Source organism: bacterium (assembly GCA_024742285.1).
Classification (GTDB): Bacteria; Myxococcota_A; UBA9160; order UBA9160; family UBA4427; genus UBA4427.
The window spans coordinates 214,312-231,720 of record JANSYR010000008.1 but is presented as its reverse complement, the minus strand read 5'-3'; the positions used below and the strand labels follow the sequence as shown (position 1 = coordinate 231,720).

Below are 17,409 nucleotides of genomic sequence, written 5' to 3'. Positions count from 1 at the left end.
AGGCTCGACGGTGCGGGCCCACGAAGCCATCCCACGCTCAGGGTCGCACTCCCTGGATCGCCGCGGCGATGTCGCCCCCGAGCGCCTCGATCAACCGCTCGTGGGCTGCGACGAGGGCGCGGGTCGAGCGCCCGTCGACCGGGAGATCGCGGTCGGTCCGTCCGAGCACGGGCGCCTCCCCCCGAGTGCCCGTCGCGATCGACCAGGCGGCGCGCATGCGGAGGGTTCCGTCCGCCGCGACGACCAGCTCGTCGAAGCGAACGGCGACGCGGAAGTCGACGGCGAACGCGGGATCGGCCGGCGACGTCACGACACGATCCGACCCGAGCCGTTCGGAGACGGCGAGGCCGAGCGCCCGGATGACGTTGTCCTCGAAGCTGCCCGCCCATCGATTGAACTCGTCGAGCTCGAGCTCGCCGCCAGGGAGGCGGCGGACGATCTGGGGTCGCTCCAGGTAGCGAGGGAAGCGCACGGAGCCGATCACGACGGCGGTCTCGCTCGGGCGGTCGGCATCGACGGCTCGCGGCTCCGCGCCGAGGGTATGGAGCCGGACTTCGGGGCTTCGGCCGAGGCAGGCCAGGGTGGTGAGGGCGAGCACGCCGACGAGGGCGAGGCAGGTCGTAGGTTGCGCACGCAGGTAGGGGCTTCTCATGATCAGCGCTTTCCTCGCAGCAGGTCTTCGGGGTGTTGTTCCAGGCGTTCCGTCAGCAGGCGAAGCGAACGCGCGGCGTCCCCGAGATCGAGCACGATCCGGTCGAGCTCGGTATTCGCAGCCGAGTCGGGCCCGACCATCGTATCCGTGGAGGCGAGCGTCCGCTCGACGCTCTCGAGCGTCGCGGTGAGACTCGGGGCGACGTCATCGTTCAAGGTCCCCGTCAGCTCGTTCACGCTTTTCACCGCCGTCTGCAGCTCGGCCAGGACCCCGTCGAGACGCCGGCCGATGTCGGCGATCGGGACCTCCTGGAGCTCGCCGACGACGCTCGCGAGGCTGTTCGAGATCTGATCGAAGGCGCCGGGCGCCGACGGGATCACGGGGTAGCGCTCGCCCTGGATCAGCTCGGCGGGTTCGGCGTCCTCGTGGAAGCCGAGCATGACCTTGAGCTGGCCCGTCAGGATGTTCCCCGTCGCGAGCTCGGCGCGCAGCCCGCGGCGCACCAGTCCCGCGAAGCCCGCTTCGATGGCCGCCTCATCCTCCTCCGGGTCACCGACGGCCTCGATGCGATCGGGCTCGAGCTCGAGCACGACCGGGATGCGGAAGTCGCTCTCGCCGTAGTCGTAGGTGAGCTTGACGTCGAGGACCCGCCCGATCTGGATGCCCCGGAACTCGACGGGAGCGCCGATCGTCAGGCCCGCGACCGATCGGTCGAAGTAGACGAGATAGCGCTGCTTTCTCCGGTAGACGGGATTCTGGCTCTCGTCCCGATTTTCGTACAGGTCGAAGATCGTCCCCTCGGCGACGGGTCTTCCCAGCGCGGCGTGGGCGAAGTTGTCGAACGAGACACCCCCGATGAGCGCCGAGACGAGCGACGGCGTGTCCACGCGAACGCCCTCGGCGGTGACGCTGACATCGAGGCCCGAGGCGTTCCAGAACTTCGTGCTCGTCGTGATCTGCGCGTCGTAGGGCTTGCGCACGAAGACGTCGATCGAGAAGAACTCCGCGGACTCGTCGAGCTCGTAGGCGATGACCTTGCCGACGTCGTAGCTGCGGTAGTAGACGGGCGAGCCCACGCGGAGCGAAGTCGCCGCCTCCGAGCGGAGGGAGTAGGTCGTGCCCTCCGCCTCCGAGGTGATGACAGGTGCCTTGTCGAGTCCGACGAAGGTCGTCTGTCGCTTGCCCTCGTCGGAGAAATCGACCGCGATGTACGCGCCCGAGAGGACGGTCCCGATTCCACTGACGTGGCCCGCCGAGATCTCCGCGCGGACGATCCAGAAGCGGGTGTTCTCCGTGAGGAAGGGCTCGGATCCGTCGACCAGGCTGACCTCCAGCTCGACCTGCTCGAGGTCTCGCGTGAAGGAGATCGCTTCGACGACCCCGATGTCGACGCTCTTGTACTTGACCTTCGTCTTCTCGACCTCGAGGCCCTCCGCGTCGTCGAAGAGCAGCGTCACGGTCGGACCCTGCTCGCTGATCGCGCGCCAGGCGACGAAGATGGCGGCGAGCGCCGCCACGATCGGGACGATCCAGACGATCGAGAAGTTGCGCGTCTTGCGGATGAGCGCGTCGGCGGGCTCGCCCTCGGTCGAGGCGGGGTCAGGACGAAGGGGCGGTTCGGACATGGCTAGCTCCCGGGTGGGCGTCGGCCCGTGTCGGCGTGCTCTCGCGCGCCGCCGTGTCGATGGGGGTCCAGATGAGGCGCGGGTCGAAGCTCTCCGCGGCGAGCATGGTCAGGATCACGACGGCCCCGAAGAAGACTGCGCCGGCCCGGGCCTCGACGCTCGCGAGCGAGCCGAGCTTCACGAGGGCAACGAGGATCGTGACGACGTAGATGTCGACCAGCGACCATCGGCCGACCGCCTCCGTGATCCGGTAGAGACGGGTGCGGTCGGCGGGCCGCCAGTGCGAGTCGATCTGGACCGAGACGAGCAGGAACACGATCGAGACGATCTTGGCGAGGGGGACCACGAAGCTCGCCACGAAGACCACCAGCGCGAGGGGCCACATGTCGTGATGGATCAGGAAGAACACGCCGGAGAGGATCGTGTCCGCCTGGGTCTTGCCGAGCGACGTGATCGCCATGATGGGGTAGAGGTTCGCCGGCACGTAACAGATCGTCGCGGCGATCACGAGCGCCCAGGTCCGCGCGAGGCTGTTCGGCTTCCGTGCGTGCAGCGCCGCGCCGCAGCGCGGGCACTCGAAGTCGTGGAGCCCGCGCGCGATCGCGACAGCCGGGCGCTTCGTGACGGCCTCGCATTCGTGGCAGACGAGGAGCCCCTCGGACGCGCCGGTTCGGGGAGCGCTCATGGCCGTTCCGGGAGCGCTCACGGCTGTTCCGGGAGCGCTCATGGCTGCGCCTCCAGCTGGTCCCAGACCTCCTGGGGGTCCAGGACCGAGCTCATGGCGGCGAGCGTCGGGATCAGCAAAGCGAAGGCCCAGATCGCGATCCCCGGAATGATGTCCGCCATGTCCGCGAGCTTGACCAGCGAGACGAGGACGCCGATCAGGAAGACCTCCATCATGCTCCAGCCGCTCGCGATGCCGACCCATCGGAAGGCGGGGACCATGCCGCGAACGCGAAAGCCCAGATGGAGCGGTGCGAGGACGTAGAGCATCAGGCTGAGTCGGGCGATCGGCGCGACCATCGTCGTGAGCAGCACCAGCGCACCGACGGCCGGCTGCCCCTGCGCGAAGAGATCGAAGGAGCCGGAGGCGAGCGTGGTCTCGACCTCGTTGCCCTGCATGTCGAAGGTGAGGAAGGGAAACGAGCTTGCGACGACGAAGAGGAAGACGCCGGCCACCGTGAGCGCGAGCGACCGTTCGATGCTGTCGCGCCGGCGCTTGCGCAGCAGGGCGCCGCAGCGCGGACACACTGCGGTGTCGCCCTCGGCGACGGGCGGCTCCTTGACGAGCAGGTCGCAGTCGTGGCACGGAATCAGCACGGGCGAAGCCTAGCGTGGGTACTCGGTGTCGGCGCCGAGGGGCTCCGGGCCCTTGGCTTCGAGGGCTCTCGGGCTCGAAGCGCCGCATCGCGACCTGGCCGTCCCGGACGGTGAGGACGCTCGACGCCGGGACCTGCAGCCAGACGCCCGGGCGGTCGCTCATCGGCTCGGAAGCGACCGCGACCGCCTCCTGATCGACGGCGTGGGCTCGATCGTCGTCGGGATCGAGCGCCTCGAGGGGGCCCAATCCTCGGAGTAGAAGAGCCCCGCGAAGGAGTCGAGGACGAGCCCGAGGACGACGCGCACGAACGGGCCGATCGAGAGGCGCTTCGGCACCGGGGGACCTCTGGGGGCCGAAGTCCAGCCGGCTGGGGAGTCCGGTCGACCGTGGCCGATCGACTCGGAGCCCGGTCCGTCGCGACCGGGCCCCGCCTATCAGGGACGAGTGAACTCCATTCGGTGGGGGCTAGTCTTGGGGCGATGGATCCTCACGACTCGACGCGCACACACCTCCGATCCGAGCGATGGCCCTCGCCGCGATCACCGTGGTACGTGCTGCCGTGAGCGCGGTCGCCGACGTGCCGAAGCGGAGCCATCGCTACCGCGTGCTGCTGCTCTCGCTCGCGCTCTTCGTCGGCCTGCAATCCGTCGCGCAGGCCCGGTCCTGGAGCCCGATGGCGCTCGCCTTCGTCGGTGCGGTCGTGATGGCGACGATGCTCTGGCGGGTCTACGACCGCCTTCTGGCCTTCGCAATCGGGGTCGCGCTGATGCTGCTCGCGATCGTCGGTGGTCTCGCCGTGTCCTCGAGCTTCTCCGCCGCCATCAGCGGCTCGCCCTTCCACGCCCCATTCTACGTCTACTTCTCCGGCACGGTCCTCCGTCAGGTGCTGCGCGCGAAGCAGGTCACGGAGGACACCGTGCTCGGATCGGCGTGCGCGTACCTGCTGATGAGCCTGGCCTTCGCGAGCGCCTACGAGGCGGTCGAGTCGTTCTCGCCGGGCGCGATCGCCGGCCTCGTCCAGGAGGGCGGGGGTACGATCTTCGCGCAGCTCTCGTACTTCAGCCTCGTGACGCTCACGACGCTGGGCTACGGAGACCTCGCTCCCGTCCACCCCTTCTGCCAATCGCTCGCCATCCTCGAGACCGTGATCGGAGCGATGTTCCCGGCGCTGATCGTCGCGCGGATCATCGCCGTACAGTCCTCCTCCGGCGACAGCCCGACAGCCCCTTCTCCCATCCCGAGCCCGAGCTGAGCCGCGAGGGAATCGTCGCTCGCGCGCTCTTCTTCTTCCTTCCGACGGCGATCCTCGCGCTGCCCTGGCTCGAGCGCAGCGCGCTCGGGAGCTTGGCTGTGAGCGCGATCCTGTCGGCCCTGATGATCACGGGCGTCTACTTCGTGACGGGACGGCGGAGCGTGCTCGTCGTCGGGACGGGCATGGCGCTCACCGCCGAGGGGCTGCGCGTCGTCGGCCCCGAGCTGCTCGAGCTCGCGATCGGGATCGAGGTGCTCCTGATCGCAGGGGTCGTCGTCGGCATGAGCCGATGGTGTCTTCAGCAGCAGCAGGTGACGACGAGCGTCGTCCTCGCCGCCGTCTGCCTCTACTGGCTGATCGGACTCGGCTTCAGCGGCGTCTTCCAGATGATCGAGCGCGTCTCACCGGGGACGCTCGAGCCCGATGGTCCGGGCGTCGTGGGCGACCTGATCTACTACAGCTACATGACGCTCACGACGACGGGCTATGGCGACTTCGTGCCCGTCAACGAGCTGACCCGGCTGCTCGCTTCGATCGAAGCGTTCGTCGGCGTCTTCTACCCGGCGATCGTGATCGCCCGGCTCGTCTCGCTCTACGGCGCACGGGAGTGAGCCGCCGCTCGGGACCGGGTCGTTCGACCTCCGGGCGGTCGGCCGGTGGGGCGGTGCGGGCGGGACACGACCGAGCGAAGCGGATAGACTTTCCGGCGGCGCGGCTCGCGATGGATGCCCATCTTGCGTAGCCCGCCTCCGAAGCGAGTGACTCGATCTTCGCTCGCGGTCGTCCGCATCGCCTCCCGACCCACCGCGTCGCTTCGCGACGTATCCCGAGGACCCGACCCATGACGATTCGCATCGCTCTGACGGCTTCCCTTTTCGCGTTCCTGGTCGCCGGGTGCGCGAGCACGGAAATGGAGAGGGGCCGGCGCTACGTCGACGAGTCCGACGTCGAGCGGCCGCCCGTCGTGCTGGTCTACGACTTCGCCGTCACGGATGCGGAGGTCGTCGTGGACGAGGCGGGCCTCGGTTCGTCCGACAAGGACGGTGAGGAGGGGGCTGCGCTCGCAGACGAGCAGAGGAAGTTCGCACGGGAGGTCGCCGACGTGATGGCGGCGACGATCGTCGCCGAGCTCAACGATCGCGAGATTGCGGCCCGCAGGGCCGAACCCTCCGAAGTGCCCCCGCTCCATGCCCTGCTGCTGAAGGGAGCCTTCCAGACCATCGACGAAGGCGATCAGCTCTCGCGGGTGACGGTCGGCTTCGGTGCGGGCAAGAGCGAGGTCGAGATCGAGATGACACTCTTCCAGCAGACGACCTACGGCGCGAAGCTGCTCTCTCGGGGCGATGCAGAAGCGGCGGGTTCGAGAATGCCGGGAATGCTGGGGCCCGTTGCCGTGGGCGCGTCGCTGGGCCGCGCGGCGACCTCCGCCGTCGTGAGCGGCACGATGACCGGGCTGCGGGAGCTGAAGGGGCCGCTCGGTGCGGACGTGAAGCGGATCGCCGAAGAGTTCGCTGACCGGGCCGAGGAGTTCTACGAGCGCCGCGGCTGGCTCTAGCGCGGAGCGGTCGACGCTCCGTTCCCGGTCGCGCCTTCGTCGTTCTCTTCGAGGCCGGATTCGGCCTCGGCCTCCGGGTCGAACTGCGTCATGTACTCCTGGGACCATCCCCCTCCCAGGGCCTTGTAGAGCGTGACGTAGGCGACGAGCGCCTCGCGGCGTACCGCGGATTCCGCCAGCTCGGCGTCGAAGAGGGACCGCTCGCTGTCGAGCACTTCCAGGTAGTCGACGACCCCGCCGTCGTAGCGTGCGCGGGAGAGGCGCGCGGCGCCAGCGGCGGCCGCCACCTGACGGGATCGGGCGGCGTGCTCGCGGCGCAGGGTCGCGACCCCGATCAGCGCGTCTTCGACTTCACGGAAGGCGTTCTGCAACGTGGCGACGTAGGCGTAGCCGAGCTGCTCGGCGCGGGCCTCCTGGGCCTCCTTCTGCGCCTTGAGCCGACCACTGTTGAAGATCGGTTGGAAGATCCCGGCCGCGACGTTCCACTGCCCAGCGTCCGTCGAGTTCAGATCCGTCAGGTCTTCGGCGACCCCGGCGACCTGGGCCGTCAACGACAGCGAAGGGAATCGCAGCGCCTGGGCGACGCCGATGCGCGCCGTCTCCGCCGCGAAGCGTTGCTCGGCCTCGACGATGTCGGGGCGCCGCTCGAGGAGCTCCGAGGGGAGGCCCGCCGGGACCTCGATCCGGAACTGCTTGATGTCGTTGCGGGGGCCGCGCGGGATCGGGCCCGGGTAGCGTCCCAGCAGTACGCGGAGAGCGTGCTCGGTCTGCGCGACGAGCCGTTCGAACTGTGCGACCGAGGCCTCGGCGATCGCGAGCTGGACCTCCGCCTGGTTCACGTCGATCTCGGGCTCGATGCCCTTCTCGAAGCGCGCGCGCACGATCTCGAGCCGATCCCGCCGACCCTCCACGGTCCGAATCGCGATCTCGAGACGAGCGTCCGCGTCCCGAAGCAGGAGGTACGTGCTCGCGACGTCCGCAACGAGTGTGATCGTCACGTTCCGATAGGTCGCCTCGGTCGCCAGCAGGTCGGCGCGCGCCGCTTCGGTACCGCGTGCGAAACGCCGCCAGAGGTCGACCTCGAAGCTGAGCGTCGCACCGAGTGAGAAGTTGCTCGTCGTGTCGGCGCCGGGCACGATCTCGCGGCTCTGCCGGCCGCGGCCGGCGTCCGCGAAGACGTCGAGAAAGGGGAACTGCTCGGCGCGAGTGAAGGTGACGAGGCGCCGCGACTCCTGGACGCGCGCGAGGGCGAGGGCGAGGTCCTGGTTGTTGGCGAGAGCGACTTCGATCAGACCCGAGAGGGTCTCGTCCTTGTAGACGTCCCACCAGTCGAGGTTCGCGATGGACGCGCCGGGATCGGCCGGCCGGATCCAAGCCGAGGGCTCGTCGAGCTCGGGGCGCTCGTAGTCCGGCGTCAGCGCGCAGCCTGCGAGACCGAGCGCGGCCGCGAGAGCGACGGCGAGATGAATTCCAGCGCGCATCTCAGTCCGCCCCGCCACGTTCGGGCGCCGGCGACGCTGCGGTCGCGGCGGTGCCTTCGGGCGTGATCGACGCCTCGCTCCGCGAGATGAACCGCTCGACGAAGACGAAGAGCGCGGGGACGACGAGCACGCCGACGATCGTCGCGACCAGCATGCCGCTGAAGACCGTCATGCCCATGACCTTGCGGGCCTCGGCGCCAGCCCCGCTCGCGACCAGGAGAGGAAGGACGCCGAGGATGAAAGAGAACGCGGTCATCAGGATGGGGCGGAAGCGCTGGCGCGCCGCCTCCATGGCCGCCTCGACCAGGCCCTTGCCGGACTCCACCTCCATCTTCGCGAACTCGACGATCAGGATCGCGTTCTTCGCGGACATGCCGATCAACATCACGAGCCCGATCTGGGCGAAGACGTTGTTCTCGTAGCTCTCGCTGAACAGCCTCGACAGCGCGAGTCCGCCCATCGCGCCGAAGACCGCGATCGGCACGCCGAACAACACCGAGAGCGGAAGCGACCAGCTCTCGTATTGGGCCGCCAGGATCAGGAACACGAAGACGAGGGCCATCACGAAGACGATGCCGCCCGTCCCCTCGGCGGCCTTTTCCTGGAAGCTCATCGCGTTCCAGGCGTAGGAGAGATCTTCGGGGAGCGTCTCGTCCGCAACCTCTTCGAGGGCGGCGAGGGCGTCGGCCGAGCTGTAGCCCGGGGCGGCCTGGCCCTGGATCTCCGCCGAGCGGAACAGGTTGAAGCGATTGGTGTACTCGGCCCCGAGCGTGCGGCTCGCCGAGACGAAGGTCGAGAGCGGGACCATGCCTCCTTCGCGATTGCGCGCGTAGAAGAAGCGGAGCGAGTCCGCGGCCGTCCGATACTCGGGCTCGGCCTGGATGTAGACGCGATAGAGCCGCCCGAAGCGGTTGAAGTCGTTCACGTAGGCTCCGCCCAGGAACGCGCCGATCGAGGTATTCACCTCCTCGAGCGGGACGCCGAGCTTCAGGACCTTGGCCTCGTCGATGTCCAGGAAGACCTGCGGGACGCTCGATCGGAAGAGGCTCGAAGCGCGATCGATCTCGGGTCGTGCGCTGGCGGCCGCCGTGAACTTCTGGACCTGCTCGGCGAGGTACTCGGGCGGGTTGCCGCTGCGGTCCTGGAGCATCATCGAGAAGCCGGAGCCCGTGCCGAGACCCGGGATGGCGGGCGGGCCGAAGGCGAAGGCAATGCCCTGGTTGAGGCGGGTCGCGAAAGCGGCGTTCAGCTTCCGGATCACGTTCTTGGCGTGGTCCTCCGCGTCCGGTCGTTCGGACCAGTCCTTGAGCTGGACGAAGAGGAAGCCCGAGTTCGGCTGGACCGTCTGGGACACGAGGCTGAAGCCCGCGATCGTGACGACGTTCTCGATCGCGTCGTTCTCCATCGCGATCGCTTCGAGGTCCTTCATGACCCCTTCGGTCCGATCGAGGGAGGCCGCGTCCGGCATGATCAGCGCCCCGAGCACGTAGCCCTGGTCCTCCTCCGGAACGAAGCCACCGGGCACGACGGCGAAGAGGAGGAAGAGTCCGACGACGAGCGCGACGACGAGCACGCCCGCGCGAACGAGCTTCGTCGTGAAGAAGCTCGTCAGGATCATGAACCGCTCGGTCGCGATGTCGAAGCCCTTGTTGAAGCTCGCGAAGAAGCGATCGAAGAGGCCCTTCTGCTCGCCAGGCGGCTTGAGTAGCGACGCGGCGAGCGCGGGGCTGAGCGTGAGCGCGTTGATGGACGAGATCGCGACCGAGATCGCGATCGTGATCGCGAACTGCTGATAGAGCCGGCCCGTGATCCCCGCCATCGCGGCGACGGGAACGAAGACCGCGATCAGCGCGAGCGACGTCGCCACGATCGGTCCCGAGACCTCGCGCATCGCCTCGATCGTTGCCTGCTTCGGGGAGAGTCCCCCCTCCATCTTCGTGGAGACGGCCTCGACGACCACGATCGCGTCGTCGACGACCGTGCCGATCGCGAGCACGAGCCCGAGGAGGGAGAGGGTGTTGACGGAGAAACCGAGAAGGGGGAAGACGGCGAACGCGCCGATCAGCGAGACCGGCACGGTCAGCGACGGAATCAGTGTCGATCGGAAGTTCTGGAGGAAGATGAACACCACCAGGATGACGAGGGCGATGGCCTGGAAGAGGGTGACGATGATCTCGCGGATGCCGGCGGTGATCGGCTTCGTCGTGTCGAGCGAGATCAGGTAGTTCATGTCCTCCGGGAATCGCTCGGAGACCCGGGCCATCGTCTCCTTGACCTGCTGGGCGACCTCGAGACCGTTGGCGTCGGGGAGCTGGTAGATCGAGATGACGGCGGTGCGCCGGCCGTTCGTGCGCGTGCGCATCATGTAGGCCTGCGAGCCGAGCTCGACCCGTGCGACGTCGCGGAGCAGGACCTGAGACCCGTCGTCGTTGGAGCGGACGACGACCGAGCCGAACTCCTCCTCGGTCTGGAAGCGCCCCGAGGTCTGGACCGTATAGGTGAAGTCCGTGCCTCTCGGTGCGGGGGGGCCTCCGAGCTGCCCGGCCGGGACGAGCACGTTCTGCTCGCGGATCGCGTTCTGGAGATCGGAGATCGTCAGGTCGAGCTTCGCCAGCTCCGCCGGGCGCACCCACACGCGCATGGCGTACTCGGTCGAGCTGCCGCCGAAGACCTCGGCGAGCCCGACACCCTGGATCCGGGCGATCTCGTCGATGATGTTGATCGTCGTGTAGTTCGCGAGGAAGCGGTCGTCCCAGGTGCCGCCGGGCGAATCGATCGTGATCAGCAGGAGAGGAAAGGAGAGCTTCTTCTTGACCGTGACGCCCTGGCGCTTCACCTCGTCGGGGAGCATCGCCTGGGCTTCGGACACGCGGTTCTGCGTCAGCACGTTCGCCATGTCGAGGTCGGTTCCGACCTCGAAGGACACCTCGAGCGACATCTTCCCGTCGCTCGCGTTGATCGACTTCATGTAGATCATGTCCTCGACCCCGTTGACCTTCTGTTCGATCGGGGTCGCGACGGACTGCTCTACGTTCGTGGCGTTCGCTCCGGTATAGGTCGCCGTGATGTTGACCATCGGCGGCGTGATGTCCGGGTACTGGGCGATCGGCAGGCTCTGGAGCGCGACCAGGCCGATGATCACGATCACGATCGCGATGACCATGGCGACGATCGGCCGGCGGACGAAGAACTCGGCCATGCGTCAGCCTGCCTGCTTCGCGGAGTCTCCGTCGGAGAGAGTCGCGGAGCCTGCCTCTCCGGGAGTCCCCTCGACGATCGTGCCGTCGTCCCCGACCGACACGATCCGGGGCTTGACGGTCATGCCGGGTCGAAGCTTGATGAAGTCGAGGGCCACGAGCTCTCCGGGGCCGATACCGGACCGGACGAGGCGAAGGCGATCGATCTCCGGTCCGAGCTCGACCGACCGCATCTCCACCTGGCCGTCCGCGCCGACGACGAAGATCCGGAAATCGCCCTGGAGCTCGCTGATCGCGATCCTCGGTACGAGGAGGGCGCCCTCGCGGGTCTCGGCGACCGCCCGGATACGGGCGAACTGCCCCGCCAGCACGAAGGCTTCCGGGTTGGCGAAGTCGGCCTCGAAGGTGAACGTGCCCGTCTTCGGGTCGACCGCGGCGTCGGCGCCGACGACGAAGCCGGGATGGGGATGGACGGAGCCGTCCGCGAGGGTCAGCTCGAGCCCCTCGCTCATGTTCGACTCTTCGCCCGTGCTCTTCGCCAGCTCGCGCAGGCGCCGCGCCAGGCGAAGGTAGGTGCGCTCGTCGATCGAGAAGCGCACGCGAATCGGGTCGGTCTGGGAGACGAAGTTCAGCACCACGGGGTTCGGGGAGCGCCCGACGAACTCGCCTGTCTGGGCTTCCGAGATCCCGATCCGACCGCTGATCGGCGAATGGATGCGCGTGTAGCCGAGCTGGATCTGCTCCTGCTCGACCCTGGCCTGCGCGGACTGTCGACTTCCGAGCGCGGCCTCGTACTGGGCGACGGCGCTGTCCAGGTCCGACTGGCTCACGGCGTTCAGCTCGGCGAGCGGTCGGACCCGATCGAGATCGGCTTTCGCCTTGGCGAGATGGGTGATGGCCTCGGCGAGCGCGCCCTCGGCCTCGACCACTCTGGCCTCGTAGGGCTCGGGGTCGATCGTGTAGAGAAGCTGGTTCTGCTCGACGTCGCGTCCTTCGAGGAAGTGCATCCCCAGGAGCTCGCCCTCGACGCGCGTGCGGACGGGGACGTCGGCCGAGCCGAGGGTCTCGCCCACCATGACCATTTCGATCGGTTGATCCCGCTGGACGACACGCGCGACCTGGATCTCCAGGAGCGGCGGCGCGGGGGGTGCGGCGGAATCGCAGGCCACCAGACAACCGAGCCCGACCGCGAACAGCAGAGCCGCGGACGATGCCTTCGAAAACGCCTTCGAAAGAGATGGGCTCGCGCCCCGCGACGTGCGCGGGACCGGGCGACGATGGGGGGACATCGGGGGCTCCTTCGGCACTCCACGGCGGTAGAGTCCGACAAGGGCGTTAAGCTAGCGCCGTGGCATGCTCATGCCATCGACCCAGGTTCCGCCGGGACCGGCTCCGCTCGCGCACGCCGTCGCCCGGCCCGACCTCGATCGGCACCGCGCCGCCCGAGCGTCCCACCGCATTCCAGAAGCGAGAGAACCCGCCATTATTCGAGAGTCCGTGCCCTGTCGACGCTCGTCCGTCTCGTCGCCGGCCACGCGGGTTCAGGTCGGTGCGGGGACGGCGAGTACGGGGCAGGGCGCGCCCGCCACGATCCGCTCGGTGAAGCTGCCCCGGAGCGCGTCGAGGACGCCGTTGCGGCCGTCGGTGGCCGTCACGATCAGGTCGCTCTCGTTGGCCTCCGCCTCTTCGAGGATCTCCTCGATGATGTCGCCCCGACGAAGCTCGTCGCGCCAGATCCAGTCTGCGCTCTCCGGACGCGGGTACGGGGGCAGCGTGCCTTCGCCGACATGGAGCAGCGTGATCTCGACGGGCAGATCGCCGTAGCCGCTCGCCGCACGGGTTGCGGCGACGATCGCCTGGGTCGCGTCCGGGGTCCGGTCGATCGGGACCAGGATCCGGCGGAGCGAGAGGTGTCCGTCTTCGGGCGATACGAAAGGTCGCACGCCGACGCCGACGAAGAGGGTCAAGGTGCGCGATCGCCGGGCGATCGTCTGGGACTTCGACGGGTGGAGGAAGGCGGGAAAGCCCCTGCGTCGCGCGGTCGAGAACACGAGCAGGTCGGGACGCTCGTCTTCGACGTACGTGAGCATCGCCCGCTTCGATTCTTTCTTCAGGAGGGCCTTCTCGACGCGAACGCCCAGCCGCTCGAAGACGTCCGAGGGGCGGGAGCCCGGCTCGAGCAGCTTCCATCGCTCCAGGACGCTGCGCACGGCCGGAAATCCGGACCAGTCCGCGCCCCGGTCCGCCCCCGCGTGCAGGATCGTCAGGCTCGCCCTTTGCACGAGCGCGATCGCGAGGGCGTGCGCGAAGGCGACCTCGTCCCCGTCGGAGAAGTCCGTGAAGTGCGCGACCGACCGAACGGTGGGCAGCGACGACTCGGACAGGTGAACAGAGGACATCGGAGCTCCGTGGGGTCTCGGGTCATTCGGTTCCGTAGATCCGGCTTCCGACGGCCTATTCTAGGGACAGCCCGCGCGCAGTCACCGTGGGCTTTTCCCGGAGGCTCGACCCGCCGTGCTCGATCCGGCCGATCAGATCGCCGCCGTTCTCGTAATGGCTGGGCTCTTCAGCTTCGTGAACCATCGATGGCTTCATCTGTCGGACTCGATCGGCCTCTTCCTGATCGCGTTCGCGAGCGCCCTCTCGCTCATCGTCCTCAATCGATTCGCGCCCGGGCTCGGGATCGGGGACTGGATCGATCGCAGCATGACGCGGCTCGACTTCGCCCGGACGCTCCTCGACCTGCTGCTCGGGATGCTGCTCTTCGGCGGGGTTCTCCACTTGAACGTCCGGTCGATGCAGATCCACTGGCGCGCGATCGCGGTGCTCGTCGTGATCGGCGTACCCCTGTCGATCGTGCTGATCGCCCTGGCGCTCGAAGGCGTGCTCCACTTCTTCGTTTCGGATCCGCCCTTCGTCTGGCTGCTCGTCTTCGCGGCGCTGATCACGCCGACGGATCCCGTCGCGGTGCTCGAGGTGCTGAAGCGAATGCGACTCCCGAGCGACTTCACCGCGGTGCTGGCGGGTGAGTCGCTCTTCAACGACGGCCTCGGCATCTTCGCGTTCACCAGCTTGTTGGGCGTGGCGGTCGGCACGAGCGGAGAGCTCGGCGCCGTCGACCTCGCGACGGACGTGCTCTGGGAGTCCGGCGGCGCGATCGCGCTGGGGATCGCCGTCGGCTGGGTCGCGCAGAAGATGTCCCTCTCGGTCGACGACGAGGGTCTGCTCGTCCTCATCTCCTTCGCTTCGATCTTCGCGATCACGCGGACGGCCGCGCAGTTCCACATGAGCGGCCCGATCGCGGTGGTCGTCTTCGGCCTCTTCATCACGGCCCACGTGAACGACCGCGACACTCACCGCCGTGCGACGGCTCGATTCCGAACCTTCTGGCGGATCAACGACTCGCTGCTGAACACGATCCTGTTCCTGCTGGTCGGTTTCACGGTCACGGAGCTCGGACACCTCGAACCGAACGGCGGCTGGGGGACGATCATCGCGTTCACCCTCGCGACCGTCGCCGCGGTCGTCGGCGTCCGCTTCGTCGTCGTGTGGTCGCTGCTCCTGGTCCTCCCGGTCCTGGGCGAGCGCGTCCGGCCCGGGATGGTCGCGCTTCTCAGTTGGGGCGGGTTGCGCGGCGGCATCCCGATCGCGCTCGCTCTCACGATCCCCGACTCCGGGCACGACGACGCTCTCCTGTTGATGGCGATCTCCGTCGTCGCCTTCTCGATCGTGGTCCAGGGGCTCACGATCGCACCGGTGGCGCGGCGGGTGATCGGGCCGGAGCCGAGCGAGGCCGTCGACGCCCAGGGCTGAGCGGACAGCCGCGGTGGATTCGGGCGTTCGCCGACCGGTTGGCGGAGTCGATCCGGGGGCCGCGACCGCGCTGGCGTCGACGGGTGCACGGCTTCGCTGTCACGGCTCGGAGTGCGGAAGACGGGATGCTGAGGGGCTCCCGCGCTCCGCCGCTCGGGTCAGAGGTCGAGCCCGATCGCCGCGATCGGCACGCTCCCCGACATGCGGGGCGGACCGGCGACCAGAGGCATGAAGGCCGCCATCGCCGCCTTCATGGCCTCGCTCTGTCCGTGGACCTGCATCGCATCCTCGTCGCTCATGAGCGCGAAGAACCAGAAGGTGTCGCCTTCTCCCCGGTGGTAGGAGTAGATCTCGCATCCGGGCTCGTCTCGCGCGGCCTCCACCATTTCGCGCAGCACCGATTCCATCGCCGCGGCCTGGCCTTCCTTGCACTCGAAGGAGCCCATCATCGTTCGCTTGTCCATTCGATTCGTCCTCGTCCTCTTCGTGGTGGCGAAACCCGGCATGCGCGGCCTCCGGTTCGTCAGCTGACCAGGGTGTAGAGCACCATCCCGGTCAGCACGAGGTTGGAGAGCGCCCCCGCGACGTAGGTGATCGTGCGCGGACCGCCTGCCACCTTCCCGACCCCGCTGTAGTAGACCGCCCAGAAGGCGAGCCGGGAAGCGACATGGATGGCCGCCAGCCAATTCACCGCCGCCGCGGACACGCCGACGAGGATCGCGAGGAGGAGCGAGAACCCGAACGCGGGCAGGTTCTCGACCGAATTCGCGTACGTCCGCAGGACGCGAAAGCTGAACATGTCGTGGTCGCCTCGAAGCGGCATGCCGGGCGCCTGCTCCTCCTTCAGGAATCCGAGCGGCGCCGTCAGGAAGGCCTGGACCATGACGGCCATGCACAGCACCGCGAAGGCGAGGACCGCAGGCTCGTAGGGGGAGAGGCTGAGCGATTCTTCGAGGACGGTCATGACGAGGTCTCCTGAGGGCGGGTTCCTCGAAAGTATGGGTCGGATCTATATATGTTAAAGAACATATAATGAATCTCGGGTACACCGAACGGCGAACGCAGGGAGAAGGGCATGCCCTACAGCAAGGGACACAAGAAGCAGACCCGGGACCGGATCGTCGAGGCGGCGCGCGTGCTCTTCAATCGACACGGTTTCGAGAGCGTCACGATCGACCAGGTGATGGAGTCGGCGGGGCTCACGCGGGGCGGTTTCTACAACCACTTCCGAAGCAAGGAGCATCTCTACGGAGAGGCCGTGATCAGCTTCCTCGCCGGTCGCGGCAGGCAATGGCGCGACGAGGCGGGGGTGGATGCCGGAGATCCCGGACCCGAAGAGTCTCGACGGATGATCGCGAGCTACCTCTCGTCGGAGCATCTCGGCGATCTCGACGGTCAGTGTCCGATGATCGCGCTTCCCTCCGACGTCGCGCGGGCGGGTCCCGAGGTGCGAGCCTCCTACGAGGTCCTGTTGAAGGCGATGGTCGGCCTCTTCGAGCAGAGCCTGCGGGCAAAGAAGGTCCGACCGGCGGCGCGACGACAGCGCGCCCGGGCACTGGCAGCGCTCTGCGTCGGGGGGATGGTGCTCGCTCGGACGTTGCCGGATTCGGCGTTCGCGGACGAGGTCCGCGCGGCGGCGCTGGAGACAGCCGACGCGCTGGCGTGATCGGCTCGATCGGGGAAGCGCGAGCAGGGTCGCGTCGCCGAGGAGAGAGCCGGTCGCGAGCGCGGAGCGCCTAGCGCCGACCCTGCCAGCCATCGTCGAAGAGCGCCGCCGCGTAGTAGTCGGGCAGGTTCGAGCGCGCTTCTTCGCCGAGCGCGAGACCGCGCTGGACCGCCGGTCGCGCCCGCATCCGCCGGTACCAGCGCGCCAGGTTCGGCAGCGACTCGACGTCGTCGACGCCATGGAGCAGGAGAGGCACGGTCGAGCCGATCGCCGCGATGTCCGTGATCGAGAAGTCGTCGCAGATGAAGTCGCGTCCCTCGAGACGTCGGTCGAGCTTGCGGTGGGCTTCGATGCTCGAGTTCGTGAAGAACTGGTAGGTCTCTTCGCAATACTCTTTCTCGTTCAGGATCCGGTACTTCGGATCCGTGTGGAACATCGCGCCCGGCCAGCTGAGCGCAGGGCCGTAGCTGTTCATGACCCAGAAGAACCAGGTCCAGAACTCCACGCGATCGCTGGGATCGGTCGGGACGAGTCGCCCGGTCTTCTCGGCGAGGTACATCAGGATCGCTCCCGACTCGAAGACCGAGACCGGTTCGCCGCCGCCAGGCGGATCGTCGTCGACGATCACGGGCACCTTCTGCATCGGGTTCCGAGCCGTGTGCTCGGGGCCGCGTTGCTCTCCCGTTCCGAGGTTGATCGAGACGTAGCGGTAGTCGAGGCCGAGCTCCTCGAGCGCGATCCCCGCCCGCCAGGTCATGGTCGTGATGTAGCCGTAGAAATCGATCATGCATCGTCCTCGTCGAAGCGCCGTCGCCGAATGGGGAAGGCACTTCTCTCGTGCCGCCCG

17 protein-coding genes are annotated in these 17,409 nt (G+C 68.1%); 6 read left to right on the top strand and 11 right to left on the bottom strand.

The window, feature by feature from the left end:
* Positions 1-37: 37 nt before the first annotated feature.
* From NXI30_16280 to NXI30_16265, 4 genes are read right to left on the bottom strand one after another with little or no spacing between them, the layout of a single operon-like run.
* Entirely contained in the window at positions 38-652 is a 615-nt protein-coding gene (locus NXI30_16280; protein MCR9095780.1) for a PqiC family protein, read from the bottom strand.
* A 2-nt stretch (positions 653-654) separates the two neighbouring features.
* Complete coding sequence (locus tag NXI30_16275) at positions 655-2,277, bottom strand: MlaD family protein (GenBank protein MCR9095779.1); 1,623 nt, start codon at positions 2,275-2,277, stop codon at positions 655-657.
* Complete coding sequence (locus tag NXI30_16270) at positions 2,252-2,962, bottom strand: paraquat-inducible protein A (GenBank protein MCR9095778.1); 711 nt, start codon at positions 2,960-2,962, stop codon at positions 2,252-2,254. Before NXI30_16270 ends, NXI30_16275 begins: the two co-directional genes overlap by 26 nt.
* Positions 2,963-3,000: 38 nt before the next feature.
* Positions 3,001-3,597, bottom strand: a complete 597-nt coding sequence (locus tag NXI30_16265) for a paraquat-inducible protein A (protein ID MCR9095777.1) — start codon at positions 3,595-3,597, stop codon at positions 3,001-3,003.
* 52 nt (positions 3,598-3,649) lie between these two features.
* Between NXI30_16265 and NXI30_16260 the strand changes: the two genes are divergently transcribed.
* From NXI30_16260 to NXI30_16245, 4 genes are all read left to right on the top strand, one after another.
* On the top strand, positions 3,650-3,856 hold the full coding sequence (locus tag NXI30_16260; GenBank protein ID MCR9095776.1) for a hypothetical protein: 207 nt from the start codon (positions 3,650-3,652) through the stop codon (positions 3,854-3,856).
* A 265-nt stretch (positions 3,857-4,121) separates the two neighbouring features.
* On the top strand, positions 4,122-4,850 hold the full coding sequence (locus tag NXI30_16255) for a potassium channel family protein (protein MCR9095775.1): 729 nt from the start codon (positions 4,122-4,124) through the stop codon (positions 4,848-4,850).
* 98 nt (positions 4,851-4,948) lie between these two features.
* Positions 4,949-5,461: a potassium channel family protein gene (locus NXI30_16250; protein MCR9095774.1), complete on the top strand. Its 513-nt coding sequence runs from the start codon at positions 4,949-4,951 to the stop codon at positions 5,459-5,461.
* A gap of 230 nt (positions 5,462-5,691) precedes the next feature.
* On the top strand, positions 5,692-6,405 hold the full coding sequence (locus NXI30_16245; protein MCR9095773.1) for a DUF4410 domain-containing protein: 714 nt from the start codon (positions 5,692-5,694) through the stop codon (positions 6,403-6,405).
* Here the strand turns inward: NXI30_16245 and NXI30_16240 are convergent.
* The 4 genes from NXI30_16240 to NXI30_16225 form a co-directional block, all read right to left on the bottom strand.
* The gene (locus tag NXI30_16240) at positions 6,402-7,886 is read right to left on the bottom strand and encodes an efflux transporter outer membrane subunit (protein MCR9095772.1); all 1,485 of its coding nucleotides are present in this window, start codon (positions 7,884-7,886) and stop codon (positions 6,402-6,404) included. The genes NXI30_16245 and NXI30_16240 overlap by 4 nt on opposite strands.
* A gap of 1 nt (position 7,887) precedes the next feature.
* The gene (locus NXI30_16235; protein ID MCR9095771.1) at positions 7,888-11,085 is read right to left on the bottom strand and encodes a multidrug efflux RND transporter permease subunit; all 3,198 of its coding nucleotides are present in this window, start codon (positions 11,083-11,085) and stop codon (positions 7,888-7,890) included.
* A 3-nt stretch (positions 11,086-11,088) separates the two neighbouring features.
* Entirely contained in the window at positions 11,089-12,252 is a 1,164-nt protein-coding gene (locus NXI30_16230; protein ID MCR9095770.1) for an efflux RND transporter periplasmic adaptor subunit, read from the bottom strand.
* A gap of 372 nt (positions 12,253-12,624) precedes the next feature.
* The gene (locus tag NXI30_16225) at positions 12,625-13,482 is read right to left on the bottom strand and encodes a universal stress protein (GenBank protein MCR9095769.1); all 858 of its coding nucleotides are present in this window, start codon (positions 13,480-13,482) and stop codon (positions 12,625-12,627) included.
* 115 nt (positions 13,483-13,597) lie between these two features.
* Between NXI30_16225 and NXI30_16220 the strand changes: the two genes are divergently transcribed.
* Complete coding sequence (locus NXI30_16220; GenBank protein ID MCR9095768.1) at positions 13,598-14,896, top strand: cation:proton antiporter; 1,299 nt, start codon at positions 13,598-13,600, stop codon at positions 14,894-14,896.
* 158 nt (positions 14,897-15,054) lie between these two features.
* Here the strand turns inward: NXI30_16220 and NXI30_16215 are convergent, their stop codons facing one another.
* On the bottom strand, positions 15,055-15,360 hold the full coding sequence (locus NXI30_16215; protein ID MCR9095767.1) for an antibiotic biosynthesis monooxygenase: 306 nt from the start codon (positions 15,358-15,360) through the stop codon (positions 15,055-15,057).
* Between the two features lie 59 nt (positions 15,361-15,419).
* Positions 15,420-15,860 (bottom strand): MAPEG family protein, encoded by a 441-nt coding sequence (locus NXI30_16210; GenBank protein ID MCR9095766.1) that lies wholly within the window; start codon positions 15,858-15,860, stop codon positions 15,420-15,422.
* A 111-nt stretch (positions 15,861-15,971) separates the two neighbouring features.
* On the opposite strand from NXI30_16210, the gene NXI30_16205 reads away from it, so the two are divergent.
* Positions 15,972-16,562, top strand: a complete 591-nt coding sequence (locus NXI30_16205; protein MCR9095765.1) for a TetR/AcrR family transcriptional regulator — start codon at positions 15,972-15,974, stop codon at positions 16,560-16,562.
* Between the two features lie 70 nt (positions 16,563-16,632).
* Here the strand turns inward: NXI30_16205 and NXI30_16200 are convergent, their stop codons facing one another.
* Entirely contained in the window at positions 16,633-17,349 is a 717-nt protein-coding gene (locus tag NXI30_16200; protein ID MCR9095764.1) for a glutathione S-transferase family protein, read from the bottom strand.
* Between the last annotated feature and the right edge of the window lie 60 nt (positions 17,350-17,409).

Coding starts and splice junctions, on each gene's coding strand:
- NXI30_16280 (MCR9095780.1), bottom strand. CDS start 652: ATGAGAAGCCCCTACCTGCGTGCGCAACCTACGACCTGCCTCGCCCTC.
- NXI30_16275 (MCR9095779.1), bottom strand. CDS start 2,277: ATGTCCGAACCGCCCCTTCGTCCTGACCCCGCCTCGACCGAGGGCGAG.
- NXI30_16270 (MCR9095778.1), bottom strand. CDS start 2,962: ATGAGCGCTCCCCGAACCGGCGCGTCCGAGGGGCTCCTCGTCTGCCAC.
- NXI30_16255 (MCR9095775.1), top strand. CDS start 4,122: ATGGCCCTCGCCGCGATCACCGTGGTACGTGCTGCCGTGAGCGCGGTC.
- NXI30_16245 (MCR9095773.1), top strand. CDS start 5,692: ATGACGATTCGCATCGCTCTGACGGCTTCCCTTTTCGCGTTCCTGGTC.
- NXI30_16240 (MCR9095772.1), bottom strand. CDS start 7,886: ATGCGCGCTGGAATTCATCTCGCCGTCGCTCTCGCGGCCGCGCTCGGT.
- NXI30_16235 (MCR9095771.1), bottom strand. CDS start 11,085: ATGGCCGAGTTCTTCGTCCGCCGGCCGATCGTCGCCATGGTCATCGCG.
- NXI30_16225 (MCR9095769.1), bottom strand. CDS start 13,482: ATGTCCTCTGTTCACCTGTCCGAGTCGTCGCTGCCCACCGTTCGGTCG.
- NXI30_16215 (MCR9095767.1), bottom strand. CDS start 15,360: ATGGACAAGCGAACGATGATGGGCTCCTTCGAGTGCAAGGAAGGCCAG.
- NXI30_16210 (MCR9095766.1), bottom strand. CDS start 15,860: ATGACCGTCCTCGAAGAATCGCTCAGCCTCTCCCCCTACGAGCCTGCG.
- NXI30_16205 (MCR9095765.1), top strand. CDS start 15,972: ATGCCCTACAGCAAGGGACACAAGAAGCAGACCCGGGACCGGATCGTC.
- NXI30_16200 (MCR9095764.1), bottom strand. CDS start 17,349: ATGATCGATTTCTACGGCTACATCACGACCATGACCTGGCGGGCGGGG.